The organism is Neobacillus camarae, assembly GCF_054950115.1.
This window is the reverse complement of record NZ_JBUCKX010000005.1, coordinates 353,152-368,951: the sequence shown is the minus strand read 5'-3', so window position 1 is coordinate 368,951 and position 15,800 is coordinate 353,152. Positions and strand designations below refer to the sequence as shown.

16 protein-coding genes, 1 pseudogene and 1 riboswitch are annotated in these 15,800 nt (G+C 42.1%); of the genes and pseudogenes, 11 read left to right on the top strand and 6 right to left on the bottom strand.

Annotated elements, in window-relative coordinates; all coding sequences use genetic code 11:
* Positions 1 to 4: 4 nt before the first annotated feature.
* Positions 5 to 1,312 (bottom strand): nucleobase:cation symporter-2 family protein, encoded by a 1,308-nt coding sequence (locus ACY8D0_RS26630; protein WP_462413473.1) that lies wholly within the window; start codon positions 1,310 to 1,312, stop codon positions 5 to 7.
* Positions 1,309 to 1,905, bottom strand: a complete 597-nt coding sequence (locus ACY8D0_RS26625) for a xanthine phosphoribosyltransferase (RefSeq protein ID WP_462413472.1) — start codon at positions 1,903 to 1,905, stop codon at positions 1,309 to 1,311. The genes ACY8D0_RS26630 and ACY8D0_RS26625 overlap by 4 nt, the downstream gene beginning before the upstream one ends.
* 122 nt (positions 1,906 to 2,027) lie before the next feature.
* Positions 2,028 to 2,129: riboswitch (purine riboswitch) on the bottom strand.
* Positions 2,130 to 2,448: 319 nt separating this feature from the next.
* On the opposite strand from ACY8D0_RS26625, the gene ACY8D0_RS26620 reads away from it, so the two are divergent.
* Both ACY8D0_RS26620 and ACY8D0_RS26615 read left to right on the top strand, forming a co-directional pair.
* Positions 2,449 to 3,639, top strand: a complete 1,191-nt coding sequence (locus ACY8D0_RS26620) for a glycine C-acetyltransferase (RefSeq protein WP_462413471.1) — start codon at positions 2,449 to 2,451, stop codon at positions 3,637 to 3,639.
* Between the two features lie 21 nt (positions 3,640 to 3,660).
* A complete protein-coding gene (locus ACY8D0_RS26615) occupies positions 3,661 to 4,626 on the top strand; it encodes an L-threonine 3-dehydrogenase (RefSeq protein WP_462413470.1) in 966 nt (321 codons plus the stop codon).
* Between the two features lie 371 nt (positions 4,627 to 4,997).
* Here ACY8D0_RS26615 and selD read toward each other — a convergent pair whose 3' ends face one another.
* A complete protein-coding gene (gene selD / locus ACY8D0_RS26610; protein WP_462413622.1) occupies positions 4,998 to 6,017 on the bottom strand; it encodes a selenide, water dikinase SelD in 1,020 nt (339 codons plus the stop codon).
* Between the two features lie 222 nt (positions 6,018 to 6,239).
* Between selD and ACY8D0_RS26605 the strand changes: the two are divergent.
* Positions 6,240 to 6,425 (top strand): annotated as a pseudogene (locus ACY8D0_RS26605) (Rdx family protein); the annotation flags it as partial.
* An 83-nt stretch (positions 6,426 to 6,508) separates the two neighbouring features.
* On the opposite strand, the gene ACY8D0_RS26600 reads toward ACY8D0_RS26605, so the two are convergent.
* The gene (locus ACY8D0_RS26600) at positions 6,509 to 6,916 is read right to left on the bottom strand and encodes an Hsp20/alpha crystallin family protein (RefSeq protein WP_462413469.1); all 408 of its coding nucleotides are present in this window, start codon (positions 6,914 to 6,916) and stop codon (positions 6,509 to 6,511) included.
* A 103-nt stretch (positions 6,917 to 7,019) separates the two neighbouring features.
* Between ACY8D0_RS26600 and selA the strand changes: the two genes are divergently transcribed.
* The gene (gene selA / locus ACY8D0_RS26595; RefSeq protein WP_462413468.1) at positions 7,020 to 8,429 is read left to right on the top strand and encodes an L-seryl-tRNA(Sec) selenium transferase; all 1,410 of its coding nucleotides are present in this window, start codon (positions 7,020 to 7,022) and stop codon (positions 8,427 to 8,429) included.
* Between the two features lie 41 nt (positions 8,430 to 8,470).
* Here selA and ACY8D0_RS26590 read toward each other — a convergent pair whose 3' ends face one another.
* On the bottom strand, positions 8,471 to 8,611 hold the full coding sequence (locus tag ACY8D0_RS26590; RefSeq protein WP_042456716.1) for a small acid-soluble spore protein P: 141 nt from the start codon (positions 8,609 to 8,611) through the stop codon (positions 8,471 to 8,473).
* A gap of 110 nt (positions 8,612 to 8,721) precedes the next feature.
* Between ACY8D0_RS26590 and ACY8D0_RS26585 the strand changes: the two genes are divergently transcribed.
* The gene (locus ACY8D0_RS26585; RefSeq protein ID WP_462413467.1) at positions 8,722 to 8,991 is read left to right on the top strand and encodes a hypothetical protein; all 270 of its coding nucleotides are present in this window, start codon (positions 8,722 to 8,724) and stop codon (positions 8,989 to 8,991) included.
* Positions 8,992 to 9,044: 53 nt separating this feature from the next.
* On the opposite strand, the gene sspO is transcribed toward ACY8D0_RS26585, so the two are convergent.
* Positions 9,045 to 9,194: a small acid-soluble spore protein SspO gene (sspO, locus tag ACY8D0_RS26580; RefSeq protein ID WP_251550636.1), complete on the bottom strand. Its 150-nt coding sequence runs from the start codon at positions 9,192 to 9,194 to the stop codon at positions 9,045 to 9,047.
* 317 nt (positions 9,195 to 9,511) lie between these two features.
* On the opposite strand from sspO, the gene acnA reads away from it, so the two are divergent.
* From acnA to tlp, 6 genes are all read left to right on the top strand, one after another.
* Positions 9,512 to 12,217, top strand: coding sequence for an aconitate hydratase AcnA (acnA, locus tag ACY8D0_RS26575; RefSeq protein ID WP_462413466.1), 2,706 nt, complete (start codon positions 9,512 to 9,514; stop codon positions 12,215 to 12,217).
* A gap of 326 nt (positions 12,218 to 12,543) precedes the next feature.
* The gene (gene abc-f, locus ACY8D0_RS26570; protein ID WP_462413465.1) at positions 12,544 to 14,271 is read left to right on the top strand and encodes a ribosomal protection-like ABC-F family protein; all 1,728 of its coding nucleotides are present in this window, start codon (positions 12,544 to 12,546) and stop codon (positions 14,269 to 14,271) included.
* Positions 14,272 to 14,401: 130 nt separating this feature from the next.
* On the top strand, positions 14,402 to 14,938 hold the full coding sequence (locus ACY8D0_RS26565; protein WP_462413464.1) for a peroxiredoxin family protein: 537 nt from the start codon (positions 14,402 to 14,404) through the stop codon (positions 14,936 to 14,938).
* Between the two features lie 143 nt (positions 14,939 to 15,081).
* Complete coding sequence (locus tag ACY8D0_RS26560; protein ID WP_462413463.1) at positions 15,082 to 15,213, top strand: FbpB family small basic protein; 132 nt, start codon at positions 15,082 to 15,084, stop codon at positions 15,211 to 15,213.
* A 64-nt stretch (positions 15,214 to 15,277) separates the two neighbouring features.
* Positions 15,278 to 15,421, top strand: a complete 144-nt coding sequence (locus tag ACY8D0_RS26555) for an acid-soluble spore protein N (protein ID WP_042456732.1) — start codon at positions 15,278 to 15,280, stop codon at positions 15,419 to 15,421.
* 134 nt (positions 15,422 to 15,555) lie between these two features.
* Positions 15,556 to 15,786 carry a small acid-soluble spore protein Tlp gene (gene tlp / locus ACY8D0_RS26550; RefSeq protein ID WP_462413462.1) on the top strand — a complete coding sequence of 77 codons (231 nt, stop codon included), beginning with the start codon at positions 15,556 to 15,558 and terminating at the stop codon, positions 15,784 to 15,786.
* Positions 15,787 to 15,800: the final 14 nt, after the last annotated feature.

Below are 15,800 nucleotides of genomic sequence, written 5' to 3'. Positions count from 1 at the left end.
GTATTTATGAAATTTTTAACTCTTTACTGGTTTGGGTTTGCTTGATTGGCTTCTTCACAACATTAAATATAATATTAAGAATAATCGCCGTTAAGCTGCCGGCCACAATCCCGCTGTTGGAAAGGATTTTGATGGTCTCAGGGAGCTTAGCAAACAGGTCCGGAACGGTGGTTACACCAAGGCCGACCCCAACTGAACAAGCGATGATGAGCAGGTTTTCTTGGGAAGCAAAATCGACCTTGCTCAGCATTTTAATGCCGGACGCAATGACCATTCCAAACATCGCAATCATGGCACCGCCAAGAACGGAAGTAGGGATGACAGTGGTTAAAGCCGCTACTTTTGGTAAAAATCCTAAGAATACCATGATTCCGCCGACCGTATAAATAACCCGCTTATCTTTCACTCCTGAGAATTGGACAAGCCCGACATTTTGCGAAAAAGTGGTATAAGGGAAGGAATTGAACAAGGAACCAATCACGCTTGCCAAGCCTTCAGCCCGATAGCCTTTCACTAGGTCGTCTTCGGTTAATTTTCTGCCGGTAATATCACTTAAAGCAAAATAGACACCAGAGGATTCCACTAGACTTACAATCGCGACCAATGTCATTGTGATAATCGGGGCGATTTCAAAGGATGGTGCAGCAAAATGCAATGGCCTTACCATATGGAACCATGAAGCATCGCCTACCGCTGCAAAATCAACCTTTCCCATAATGGCAGCGGCAATGGTTCCGCCGATTAATCCCAACAAAATCGAAATGGCACGAATAAATCCTGTAGTGAATCGGTAGAGGATAATAATAAAAATAAGTGTTCCAAACGCCAGCGCAATATTGGAAATCGAACCAAAATCGGGGCTTCCTTGTCCGCCTCCCACATTATTCATGGCAACAGGGATTAAAGTTGTTCCAATAATCGTTACTACAGAACCCGTCACAACAGGTGGGAAGAAGCGGACTAGCTTTCCGAAATATCTTGCAATGAGCATAACGACGATTCCGGACACCAAAATGGATCCGTAAACGGCTGAAAGTCCATATTTTCCGCCAATGGCAATAATCGGGCCAACTGCCGTAAAAGTACAGCCTAAAACAATCGGAAGGCCAATGCCAAAGTATCGGTTTTGCCACACTTGAAGCAATGTCGCAATACCACTCGTTAAGATATCTAAAGAAACCAAGTAGGCAAGTTGTTCATTGGATAAACCAAGTGCTCCGCCAATAATCAACGGAACAATAACTGCTCCGGCATACATTGCTAACACATGCTGTATTCCTAATGAGGCAATTTTCATTGGGTGCAGTTTCATCTCACGTATTCCTCCACTTTTTCATTTATAAAAGTTACGTTTCCGTTTTCCAGGGACTGAATACGGGCTAACGATTCCACGCGAATTCCCATTTCTTTCAGTTTCTCTGACCCTTGCTGGAATGACTTTTCGATAACAATCCCTATACCGGCCACATTGGCGCCCGCTTGCTGCACCAATTGAATCAGGCCTAAAGCAGCTTGGCCATTGGCTAAAAAGTCATCGATAATCAGTACCCGATCTAGTCCGGATAAATATTTTTTCGAAAGGGAAATTTCGTTGGTCTCGTTTTTTGTAAAAGAATGGACCGTAGCCGATAATAAATCCTCTGTCAGCGTCAGTGGTTTTCTTTTTCTAGCAAAGACAACCGGAACATTCAGATATAATCCGGCCATGATGGCAGGAGCAATGCCAGAGGATTCAATCGTGACAATTTTGGTAATTCCATCTTCGGAAAATAGGCTAGCAAACTCTTTGCCGATTTCCTGCATGAGGACGGGATCCATTTGGTGATTTAAAAAGGAATCCACCTTTAACACATGTTCTGATAGGACTACGCCATCTTTCTTAATTCTGTCTTCTAATAACTTCATAAAACAGCCTCCTTAAACAATAAAAAGCCCAAAGGTTATCGCTCACGGTTTGAGTGAGGCAATGACCTTTGGGCTTGACGTCCATAAGGAATAAAGTAGAAGACCGCAATAGTGAAAAGCGGAATCCCTCATTACCCACTCATAGTCAGATTGTTTACGGCAATCCGGTAGAAACTTGCGGGCCCTATTCCCGCGATTATATGAGTGATACCTTTTTAACTTAACCAAATTATATCATGAAGACAAAGTAATTCAAGTCTTTTTTATTAAAATCCGAATGAAATAAAAAATTTTTTTAATATCGTTCGGATATGGAAACCTTTCCAAAAGGAATTTTTTCAATGGAACTAGATGCCTAATCCTACCCATAAAATATAAAAATAATGTCCACGGGACATGAACACATTAGATAATTTATGATACAGTATATTATAAGTAATGTTTGTATAATACGGTTGGCTACGGTTGCAAGTGTCTTCCTCAAGGAGACAATTGTGTTTTCTGAACGTAAAACATTTGAAGCTTAATTAGGGGGGAATCCAAGTGTCCAGTAAAATGCTTGAGCAATTTTTAAATGAAAACCTCGAAGACCTGAAGGGGAAAGGTCTCTATAATGTTATCGATCCGCTTGAAAGTCCTAACGGTCCCATCATCAGAATCAATGGTAAGGAACTAATCAATCTATCCTCTAATAATTATCTAGGTTTGGCAACCGATGGGCGGTTGAAAGAAGCTGCCGCGGAGGCTATTCAGAAGTATGGCGTTGGGGCGGGAGCTGTACGGACCATCAATGGCACGCTTAAGCTGCATGTGGAATTAGAAAAAAAATTGGCGGAGTTTAAACATACCGAGGCGGCTATTGCTTACCAATCCGGGTTCAATTGCAATATGGCGGCGATTTCAGCTGTTATGGACCAAAACGATGCGATTTTATCGGATGAATTAAACCACGCCTCGATTATCGACGGATGCCGGCTTTCACGAGCTAAAATTATCCGCTTCAACCACTCGGATATGAACCACCTAAGGGCTAAGGCAAAGGAAGTGACCGAGTCTGGCCAATACAATAAGGTAATGGTGATTACCGATGGTGTGTTTTCCATGGATGGGGATATTGCCTTGCTGCCTGAAATCGTTAAAATTGCCGAAGAATTCGACCTGATTACATATGTCGATGATGCCCATGGCTCCGGTGTGCTGGGAGATGGAGCAGGAACGGTAAAACACTTCGGCCTTTCGGATAAAATTGATTTTCAAATCGGGACATTATCAAAAGCCATCGGTGTAGTCGGCGGCTATGTGGCCGGAAAGCAAAACTTGATTGACTGGCTGAAAGTACGAAGCCGCCCATTCCTGTTTTCAACATCGTTAACACCGGCTGATGTGGCCGCATGTATCCGATCGATTGAAGTTTTAATGGAGAGCACGGAATTAAATGAGCGGCTTTGGGAAAACGGAACCTATCTGAAACAAGGATTAAAGAAATTACGATTTAATATAGGGAACAGCCAAACGCCAATCACTCCGTGCCTAATCGGGGAAGAAACACTATCACAGCAATTCAGCAAGCGCTTAATTGAAGAAGGGGTCTACGCGAAAGCGATTGTGTTCCCGACCGTCCCGCGCGGTACAGGAAGGGTGCGCAACATGCCAACTGCCGCCCATACGAAAGAAATGCTTGATAAAGCCATTTCTATTTATGAAAAAATCGGCAAGGAAATGGGTGTTATTTAATATAAGAGGGGGGAGGTAACGATGAAACGTATTTTAGTTACGGGGGCTCTTGGCCAAATCGGTTCCGAACTTACTCTAAAGCTGAGAGACATCTATGGTTCTTCTAACATAATTGCTACAGATATTAAAAAGAACGACAGTAATGTTGTCCAAAGTGGTCCATTTGAAATCGTGGATGTGACCGATTTTAAGCAGCTTCTAGAAACGGCATCGAAGCATAAAGCAGACTGCATAATGCATTTGGCGGCGATTTTATCTGCATCGGCAGAAGCCATGCCGGTGTTTGCTTGGAATCTGAATATGGGCGGTTTGTTAAACGCGCTGGAAACGGCAAAAGAATTGAAAGCCCAATTTTTCACTCCCAGCTCCATTGGCGCCTTTGGCCCGTCCACTCCTAAGGATAATACCCCGCAGGATACGATTATGCGGCCAACGACCATGTATGGGGTCAATAAGGTAGCGGGTGAGCTTTTAGCAGATTACTATTTTTATAAGTATGGTGTGGATACACGAGGATTGAGGTTCCCTGGATTAATCTCCTATGTCACGGAGCCTGGGGGAGGCACCACTGATTATGCAGTGGACATCTATTATAAAGCGGTTCAGGCGAAAAAATATACCTCCTATATTGCGAAAGGGACCTTCATGGATATGATGTATATGCCGGATGCCTTGACCGCGATTATCGATTTAATGGAAGCGGATCCGTCCCGTCTGGTTCATCGCAATTCGTTTAATGTGACAGCGATGAGTTTGGATCCAGAAGGAATTGCGGTAAGTATCAGGAAGCATATTCCTGATTTCGAACTGGATTATGAGGTGGACTCTTGCCGCCAACAGATAGCAGAAAGTTGGCCCAATTCGATTGATGCTTCGGCTGCTATGCAGGAGTGGGGGTTTCGTTATCAGTTTGATTTAGATAAGATGACGGAGGATATGATCATCAAACTACGGCAAAAGCTTAATTTAGAGATTCCCAAGCCATAATGGCTTGGGATTTTTCCATTATCAGTATAAATAAGGGTGCCTATTAGTGCCCCTGAGACGGGAGAAAGGGGAGGGTGCGGTCTCTGATTAGGACCCTCGGTGACGGAAGATCCACAAGAATAGAGTTGCCGGTCACTGAACGTTAACCTAAAGAAGAAACATTCATGAGGACAAAAACTTAAAGTATTACTTGCTTTTTGTCCTCATAAGGCAGTCATGAAGACAGAACATTAAAGGATTGCTTACTTTTTGTCTTCATGAAGCCGCGATGAGGACAAATTCTTTAAGATTTGGTTGCTTCTTGTCCTCATTAAGGGCGATGAACAAGTGCAAACATTAAAAAAACAGCGAAGCTGCAATTCGCTCCGCTGTTATCTTGTGACATATATCAGTTTGTCTTTTTTCTCGGTTACCCGGCCAATGATGGATGCAACAGATATACCCCTTGAATGCAATGCTTCAACACAACTGTTTGCTTCCTCTTCACTGATCGAGACCAATAGGCCTCCGGACGTAACCGCGTCGCAAAGCACAAGCTGTTCCTCGGGAAGGATATCTCCATAAACGACATCTTCGCTCAGCCATTTATGATTTGATTTAGAACCGCCAGGAACCACGCCAGCTTTCGCTAAATCTACCGCACCATCAAGAATCGGTACTTGAGAAAGGGAAATATCAAAACTAACTTCACTGCCGCGGGCCATTTCACTTCCGTGTCCCAGTAAACCAAATCCAGTCACATCGGTAACAGAATGTGGTTGGTAGTTGGTTAGCACCTCAGCGGCCGTTTTATTTAGCATAGCCATCGTTTCGGTTACAATTCTTTCCTGTTCGGCTGTAACCGCACCGCGCTTGATCCCGGTGGTCATAATTCCCACGCCGATCGGTTTCGTTAAAATCAGAACATCACCTGGTTTGGCGCCGACATTTTTCCAAACTTTATCAGGATGGACCAGCCCGGTTACCGATAACCCAAACTTTGGTTCCTGGTCATCAACTGAATGGCCGCCAACTGTAATGGCGCCCGCTTCTTTTACTTTATCGGCCGCACCGCGCATGATATCTCCAAGCACCTGTGCCCCCAATTTTTTAATCGGAAAGCCGACAATATTCATGACAGTTTTGGGCTCACCGCCCATTGCGTAGACATCACTTAAAGAATTTGCCGCCGCAATTTGGCCAAACATATATGGGTCGTCCACAATGGGAGTAAAATAATCGACCGTTTGAATCAGGGCGATTGAATCGGTTAATTTATAAACACCTGCATCGTCACTCGTTTCGTTTCCTACAATCAACTCTGGCACAGGATCTTGTTTTGGTACAAGACGCAAAACTTGCGTCAGGTCTTCAGGACCAATTTTGCAGCCTCAGCCGGCTTTAGTGGACATCGAAGTCAAGCGGATTTTTTCTTGTTCACTCACTATGCTCACCTCCATTTCACTAGTATACCTCTTTCCATTTGAAACCGCACGATAAGTGCAAAAGATTTGCGGAATACTATTAGTCCGGGTAAAATATTTCTACTACCTAAATATTTCAACAATAGGGGGACCAAAATGAAAAACTATCATATTGTCGTTGAATTTTGCATGCAATGAAACTATGCGCCAAAAGCCGCGAGTTTCGCGGAAGAATTGTTTACCCATTTTAGACGGGATATTGCCAAAATGGAACTAATCCCAGTTTCAGGTGGTGCATTCGAAGTAACCTTAAACGGTGAAAAAATTTATTCCAAACTGGATACAGGTGTATTTCCTGATACTGAAGACGTCATCCAAGTCATATCCCAAAAATAAGAACTACACCCTCGTACCAATCGGTATGAGGCCTTTTTATTATCAATAATATTATTATGTAAACTAACAAAATAAAAAAAGCGCTAAGGCAAAGTAATATATCGGTTTTTTCCTGGTCCAGCCTCCGATTTAGATATAAATATTTCCAGTATGCCATTTTGAAACGCCGCTGTTACACAATTGTAGATGATCGGAAAGGGGAAATCAATCGTTCGGGTAAGCAGTGGAAACGGCGATGGTTTTCTGTAAGAATGTTTTTGGGCGTTGATAGTCAATCGGTTATTCACTATCCTTACCGTTATTTCCGAGCTCAATAATTCGTTCATGGAAGCTTCCACAATCCAATCTGTGTCTGTTTCATATATATCGATTCTAAACTGATGATGATCAGCCAGTGAGGTGGAAGGGTCCAGAAAATAGTCTTTTAGAAATTGTTCCATCTGCTGCTCAGTATTAACAGACAGATGGGGCTGAAGTTTTTTCTTTTTCATATCCGTTTTCCCCCTTGCTTGTATCATTCTATTCAGGCGGTAAAAAAAGGTGTAAAAAGTGATATAATAGGCCTATTCAAGGATATGTGAAGGAGTTTTAAATGTGAAAAAAAGTTTGCGTGCGATACCCCCCATCCATGTGCTTCAACATCATGGACAATTTTTATCACTTTTGGAGGAAACCGAGTTAGAGGCCGCCTCATTAACGAAACAACTTAAAGAAGTGATCGATAACATTAGAACCTCCATCATGAAAAATGAGTGGGAAGGGGCCATCCCCGGAACTGCCAAATTTACGGATGAAATTTTTCAACACTTAAAAACCCGAGTCAATAAACAGTTTTCCTATACATTGAAACGAGTCATAAACGCAACAGGCACCATTTTGCACACCAATCTAGGCCGGGCGCGGTTAAGTGAAACCGCTATCCAACATGTTGTCGAGACGGCACGAAATTATTCCAATCTTGAGTATCAATTATCGGAAGGTGAAAGGGGATCACGCCATAGCCACATCGAAGGCCTTCTTAAAGAAATTACAGGTGCGGAAGCGGTCATGGTGGTGAATAATAACGCTGCCGCTGTTTACCTTGTACTAAGGGCATTGGCGGAAAATAAAGAAGTCATTGTGTCCAGGGGCCAGTTGGTTGAAATCGGGGGCTCTTTCCGAATTTCTTCCATAATGGAAGAAAGCGGCGCTCAACTGGTTGAGGTTGGCACAACAAATAAAACTCATTTGTATGATTACGAAAAAGCCCTGTCCCCTGAAACAGGAATCATCATGAAAGTCCATACCAGTAATTTCAAGGTGATTGGTTTTACCGAAACGGTTGCAACGGAGGAGCTTATACAGCTGACACGAAGCCAGGAAGGTCTAATTTTCTATGAGGACCTCGGCAGCGGTGCGTTGTTCGATTTCCGAAAACACGGTATTGGCGAGGAGCCGGTGGTAAAAGAGGTGCTTGATATGGGGGCCGATGTTGTTACCTTTAGCGGCGATAAACTGCTGGGTGGTCCTCAAGCGGGGATCATCGCCGGAAAGAAAACGATTATCGACCGTTTAAAGAAACACCAATTGGCCAGGGTCGTGCGGGTAGATAAAATGACTCTTGCTGCACTGGAGGGTACATTAATAGATTATGCCCGCGGCGGGAAGGCCATACATAATATCCCCACCGTACGTGATTTATTGATTGCTCCTACAGAATTAGACGGTAGAGCCAAAAGGTTTGTTACAAAATTATTACAAATGTCAGACCGTTATCAAGCATCCATTTTTCACGATAAAAGCCAGGTTGGCGGAGGGACGATGCCGGACGTGGAACTTCCTTCTGTCGTTATTGCCTTGACACATCGTACATTATCTGCAGAGCAGCTGGGGAGAAAATTACGAACCGAAAATGATCCAGCCATTGTCGGTAGAATTCAAAAAGATGTATTTATTATTGATTTAAGAACCGTTTCAGCAGACGAAGAATTAATCTTGTTGTCCGCTTTAGTTACGATTGAATAATAGGATAAAGAGGCTGGCCCTAATGGAGCCAGCCCTTTTCTTTACATATCATGATGAGATTTGCTTTTTTGGCGGGTGTGGTTACGGTTTTTCACTTTGTGGGAACCACTTAACGGCTCGGGTTGGCCGGATTGTTTTGGAGCGTTTTTGCGCATATCCGCCCCATCGTTTTTGTTGGTCATTTGTATCCCTCCTCATTGCTTAGGATGGAATCATTATGTCATTTTATGCTGAATATTTTTTTGGGGTCTCGAGCAATTTAAAGGGTAACAACACGAAGGGAGAAGCAACAATGCAAAGAAATCCATATAATAAAAATAAACAAGAGGCTTTTCAAGCAGCCCAGCAAGGATATGAAAACGCACAGGGCTTATATGAAACCATCGTCAGCGACAGCGCCAATTACGGGCATCAGCTAAAACATCTAAAAGACGAGGTAAATGAGGCTTATCAGCAAATCGAGAATGCGCTTGAAGTGGCTTCCGAAACCCAAAGAGCTCAGCTAGAAAGGTTCCAGAGTGATCTGCAGAATATCGTGGCTGAAGTCAATATGGATGAATAATGGAAAACATGTTTGAAAAAAGCGGAAAACCCGCTTTTTTCTTTTGTTTTTTTCTATTGATTTTTCTTCCGTTTTTTATTGTTCCGTTTTTCCATTTCTGTCAAAGGTTCCATACCCATTTCTTCATTAAAACCAGCGCCTTTGCCTTGGGCCTTGGCCGCATTCATCCCAGGACGTACATGATTCGCCTTCCCTTTTGCCATTCCATTCACCTCCTAATATTTTTACTATTTCCATTCATGCGAAATAAATGACAAATAGAAGTTTTTTTGCCATAATAATAGAGAATATCCCCAGGGCAAATCAAACTCACAGAATCCCAGAAGTTTATTGTGTTTTCTAAATATTCCGAACAAATTACATAAATTGAATAAGAAAAACTTATCAAACACAATAACTTTCTTGTTATTTACTTATGTAATCGCTTGTATTAAGATATGAGTTGTGAGAAAAGTTTTGCCGAATGGGAATTTTCAAACTTTTCATTTTAGTTTATGTATGCGAATAAGGGGGAAAGAACATGGTGAAAAATGATGTGTTTAATGCGCGTGCTTCATTTGAAGCAAACGGCAAGCGTTACAACTACTACCGTTTAAGTGCATTGGAAGAGGCCGGAGTTGGTCAAGTGTCTAAATTGCCCTACTCTGTTAAGGTATTGCTTGAATCCGTGCTGCGCCAATATGATGGCCGTGTTATTGCGAAAGAGCATGTTGAAAACTTAGCAAAATGGGGTACAGACGAGCTGAAAGAAGTGGATGTTCCATTCAAGCCATCTCGTGTTATTCTTCAAGACTTCACAGGGGTGCCTGTAGTTGTTGACCTTGCTAGTTTAAGAAAAGCAATGTCAGACTTAGGCGGAGATCCGGATAAAATCAATCCTGAAAAAACAGTAGACTTGGTCATCGACCACTCTGTACAGGTTGATGCCTATGGATCAGCAGACTCTTTGAGAGTAAACATGGATCTTGAATTTGAACGGAATGCTGAGCGCTATCAGTTTTTAAACTGGGCACAAAAAGCATTTAACAACTATCGTGCTGTTCCGCCGGCAACAGGTATCGTTCACCAGGTAAACCTTGAGTTCTTGGCTGATGTTGTACATGTTGAAGAGGTTGATGGAGAACTAGAAACGTTTCCTGATTCATTAGTTGGAACTGACTCCCATACGACAATGGTGAATGGGCTTGGCGTACTTGGCTGGGGCGTTGGCGGTATCGAAGCAGAAGCAGGAATGCTTGGACAGCCATCCTATTTCCCAGTGCCGGAAGTAGTGGGGGTTAAGTTAACGGGTGAACTTCCAAATGGAGCAACTGCTACCGACCTTGCATTAAAAGTAACCCAAGTTCTTCGTAAACATGGTGTAGTAGGAAAATTTGTTGAATATTTCGGTCCTGGTGTGCCTTCACTGCCGCTTGCAGACCGTGCAACGATTGCCAATATGGCGCCTGAATACGGTGCAACTTGCGGATTCTTCGCGATTGATGATGAATCCTTAAACTACTTGCGTTTAACAGGACGCGACGAAGAGCAAGTGAACGTCGTTGAAGCTTATTGCAAAGCTAACGGATTGTTCTTTGACCCTTCTTTTGAGCCTGTTTACACAGATGTCATTGAAATTGACCTTGCAGAAATCGAAGCTAACCTTTCTGGTCCTAAACGGCCTCAAGACTTAATTCCTCTTTCCAAAATGAAAGAAGAATTCGTGAAAGCTGTTTCTGCTCCACAAGGAAATCAAGGCTTCGGTTTACAAGCGGATGAGCTTGAAAAGTCTGCAGTGGTTAAATTTAATAATGGTGATGAAACTACCATTAAAACGGGTGCCGTTGCCATTGCTTCGATTACAAGCTGTACGAATACATCTAACCCATATGTTCTAGTTGGTGCAGGACTTGTTGCGAAAAAAGCAGTTGAATTAGGAATGGAAGTTCCTAAATTCGTAAAAACTTCTTTAGCTCCTGGTTCTAAGGTGGTAACTGGATACCTTCGTGATTCTGGTTTGCTGCCATACCTTGAGCAAATTGGCTTCAACTTAGTTGGTTATGGTTGTACAACTTGTATCGGTAACTCTGGTCCATTAAAAGAAGAAATTGAAAAAACAATTGCGGAAAACGATCTTTTAGTTACATCTGTTCTTTCCGGTAACCGTAACTTTGAAGGACGTATTCATCCGCTTGTAAAAGCTAACTACCTAGCTTCACCACCATTAGTTGTTGCTTACGCCCTCGCGGGAACTGTAAACATCGACTTTGCTGCTGAAGCAATCGGTAAAGATAAAGATGGCAACGATGTATTCTTCAAAGATATCTGGCCATCAACGGCTGAAGTAAACGATGTTGTAAAACGCACCGTTACACCAGAATTGTTCCGTAGAGAATACGAAAACGTGTTCGCTGACAACGAGCGTTGGAACGAAATCAAAACTAGCAATGAGCCATTATATGCATGGGATGAAGATTCTACCTACATTGCGAACCCGCCATTCTTTGAAGGCTTATCACCTGAACCAGGTACTGTAGAACCATTAACAGGCCTTCGTGTAGTTGGTAAGTTTGGCGATTCTGTTACAACTGACCATATCTCACCTGCAGGAGCAATCGGTAAAAATACTCCAGCTGGTAAGTATTTATTAGAAAAAGGCGTACAGCCTCGCGACTTTAACTCTTATGGTTCTCGCCGTGGTAACCATGAAGTCATGATGCGCGGAACATTTGCAAACATTCGTATCCGTAACCAAATCGCCCCTGGCACAGAAGGCGGCTTCACCACTTACTGGCCAACAGGCGAAGTGACTTCCATCTACGATGCTTGCATGAAGTACAAAGCAGATGGCACTGGTTTAATGGTCGTTGCTGGTAAGGATTACGGAATGGGATCTTCACGTGACTGGGCAGCTAAGGGTACAAACCTTCTTGGCATTAAGACTGTCCTTGCTGAAAGCTTTGAGCGGATTCACCGTTCTAATCTCGTGTTAATGGGTGTGCTTCCACTTCAATTCAAAGAAGGCGACAGCGCTGAAACACTTGGTTTAACGGGTAAAGAAACTTTCGAAGTACAAGTAGATGAAAATGTAAAACCTCGTGACCTTGTAAAAGTTACTGCTACTGACGAAGCTGGCAGCAAGAAAGAGTTTGAAGTTCTTGTTCGTTTTGACTCCGAAGTGGAAATTGATTACTACCGTCACGGCGGAATCCTGCAAATGGTTCTTCGTGAGAAATTACAAGCTTAATAGCTTAAAAGACACCATGTCCTTTTAGGGCATGGTGTTTTTCTTTTCACAGGAAACCCATTGACAATATGTATTGATTTTCTTTACTATAGAAGTATCTTAACGAAAAGGAATGAACAAAGGGCCAATGAAATTATAATCTTTATTTTTCAGAACAGATTCGAAATGGACGAAAATGTGAACCTGAAGAATAGGATTAGTATGTCCTTTTATATGTCCCTATCGTTATAAATCATTTCTTATAAATCTTTATGGTTTATTTGCTGATGCTTTTATATAGGATATTATGACATAACTCTCTTCAGGTGACTTGAAGGGGTTTTTTTATGCTTACAAAAACAATCATAAATGTTAAAGATTTAGTAAAAGGCTTTGAGTTAAATAAAGTGATCGACCATATCGAATTCGAAATTAAAACCGGTGAGCGGATTGGTCTGGTCGGATACAACGGAACCGGAAAAACAACACTTGCCAATATTCTGTTTGGAAAAATCGTTCCGGATAAGGGGACGATTGAGAAATCAGACCAATTGAAAATCGGCTATTTGTCCCAATCGATTGATTATGAGGTCAATGATTTTGAAAAATCACTGACGGTTGCTCCCAATCACGAAATGTACCAAATTGCCAGTCAATTGGGCCTTAGTAAGGTAAAAGAGTGGGAGGAGCAAAGGCTGGCTCACTTAAGCGGCGGTGAAAAGCTGAAACTCGCCTTATCGATGGTGTGGGCATCTAAGCCAGACTTCCTTATCTTGGACGAACCAACGAATCACATGGATTATCAAGGACTGCAGTGGCTGGTAAAGGAATTGAAGAAATTTAACGGCCCGGTTTTGATCATCTCACATGACCGCCATTTTCTTGATCAGACAGTGAATCGCATCTTCGAACTGGAGAACGGTAAAATGAAATTTTTTAACGGAAATTACAGCAAATATAAGGAAGAAAAACAGAAACAAATCGAAAGCCAATCACATCAATACCAGGTACAACAGCGGCAAATTGATAAAATTGAAAAGCAAATGCAACAGCTAAAGTCTTGGTCAGAAAAAGCCCATCGTGACTCAACCAAAAAGGGCAGTGGCCCAACCAAACGACCGGAAGGCTTTAAAGAATACCATCGTGTGAAAGCCAAAAAGTTAGATAACCAAGTGAAATCAAAAATGAAACGGCTAGAAAACGAGTTAACAAAAAATAAAATTGAAAAGCCGGGAGATGAAGTAAAGGTAAGATTTGAATTTGAAAACCATGGAAAAAGAGGAAAACGAATTTTGGAAGCTAGTCAGCTTTCAAAGAGCTTTCCCGGCAGGCCGCTATTTCAATCTTCCAACTTTTATGTGAATCATGGTGAACGGATCGGTTTATTGGGTGAGAATGGCTGCGGTAAAACCACACTTATTAAAATGATCCTCGGTGAAGAAGTTCCTTCTGATGGTACCCTATGGCGGAGTGAAACGTTAAAAATCGCTTATTTAAGCCAGGATGTTAAAGATTTGCCTGCCGATAAAAATGCCCTTGAGACAATAGGATTAACCGACAGGGAAAGTCTGTTTAAGGCAAGAACCATCTTAGCTAATCTGGGCCTAAAGGAACCGAAAATAATAAAGCCAATCGAAAGGTTAAGTCTTGGTGAACGAACACGGGTCAAACTAGCTGACATTCTCATGAAAGACTATGATGTACTTATACTGGACGAACCAACGAATCATCTTGATTTGCCCAGCAGGGAACAGCTTGAAACTACTTTGGCTGAATACAATGGAACGATTATCACGGTTTCCCACGATTATTACTTTTTAACAAAACTCTGCAACCGATTGCTGGTATTTGAACAGCAGCAAATTAAACGTCTCGAAATGACCGCGGAAGAGTATTATACTAAGAGTGATACTCCAACTAAAGATGAAAAAAAAGAATCGTTAATGATTATTGAAAACCGGATTGCAGCAATATTAGGCGAGCTATCACTTATGGACCCCAGTGACCCGAAATACATTACCCTTGATTCTGAATTTAACCAGCTCCTAAAGCAGAAAAAATTGATCATCGGTTGAGTCAGGGGAGCAGGTATATGGCCTGCTCTCAATTATTATTCACAAAATAGGCAACAATCAAGCTTTATTCTGATAGAGATAATAGTGTAAAATTCTATATAGCGGAAAAAGAGTGAAGGAGTGATTCGGGATGATGAAAAAAGTGATTGCCGCAGTTCTTTTGATTGGTTTACTGACGGTGGCAATTGTACAAGCTGTGAATAAAGATACAAAAACACCCGAAACCGCGAGTACAGCGACAGCTGCTGAAGAAGGTTTGGCCATTAAAGATAAAGCGCCTGATTTTGAATTAAAGACGTTGACTGGTGAAACGGTTAAACTTTCCGATTTAAAAGGGAAAAAAGTCATGATTAACTTTTGGGCGACATGGTGCCCTCCTTGTAAAGCGGAAATGCCAGATATGGAAAAATTCCATCAAGAGGTGGGTGATGACATCACGATTTTAGCCATCAACATTGACCCTCAGTACGATGTTCAAGGTTTTGTGGATGAAAATAAACTTACATTTCCCATTCTTCTCGATACGGAAGACACTGTAAACGGTAAGTACAAGGTATTATCCATTCCGACAAGCTACTTTATTGATAGCAAAGGAATTATTCAAAATAAATTCTCCGGTGCCATGACGTTAGAACAAATGAGGGCATTTGCGGGTAAATTAAAATAATCTAGGAAAGACGTTGGATATTCAACGTCTTTTTCTGTGTAAAAAGAACTAAAAAACGCTTAAATTTTCAAAAAGTTGTAATAATTGAAAGGGTTTCCGGACATAATTACTGTTACAATGGTCAATAAGGATGGTGAATACAAATGAGAAAGCCAAGAAAACGTTCTTTTGCAGAACTCGTTTCTGAAAATAAATCTGCACTTTTAAAAGACAGTGCGGCGTTGGAAAAAATTGAACAACGCATTGAAGCCAAGCGACTCGGCAAGGCGGAGTAACATAAAAGTTTTCCAATCATGGTTCCCGGCCAACAGGGTAAAATGTAAGTAAGGGGGGATCATGATGAGTAATCCAAAACGAGATTCTAAGCACCACGTGCCTGAACATTTGGGAACCCAGCCACGCGGGTTCTCCGGAAATAAAGGAAAGAAAATGAACGATACGTCAGGTGACCACGCGCAAGTCATCCAAACAAAAGGTGAATAATTTGGCAAAAAGACCTGCTGGCATATAGGCTGGCTGGTCTTTTTTGGTTCTTTGCCTCTAAAATGGTGTAATATTTTCATTCTGCCGTTACAAACTATATCTGTACCAAACACACCACTAAAGGAGGACTACCAATGACCTACAACAATAAACCTAATCCCGATGATCGTAGTGACAACGTCGAAAAGCTCCAGGCTATGGTTCATAATACGATTGAGAATATGGAGGCGGCTGAAGAATCCCTTCGCTTTACTGACAGCGAAACACAGCGTCAAGAGATTCAAGCAAAAAATGAGCGCAGACGGGAAAGCATTGCGTCATTCCGCTCCGAAATTAAAGACGAAGCCCACGATTCACAGCAATAATACTTTTGAAGGAC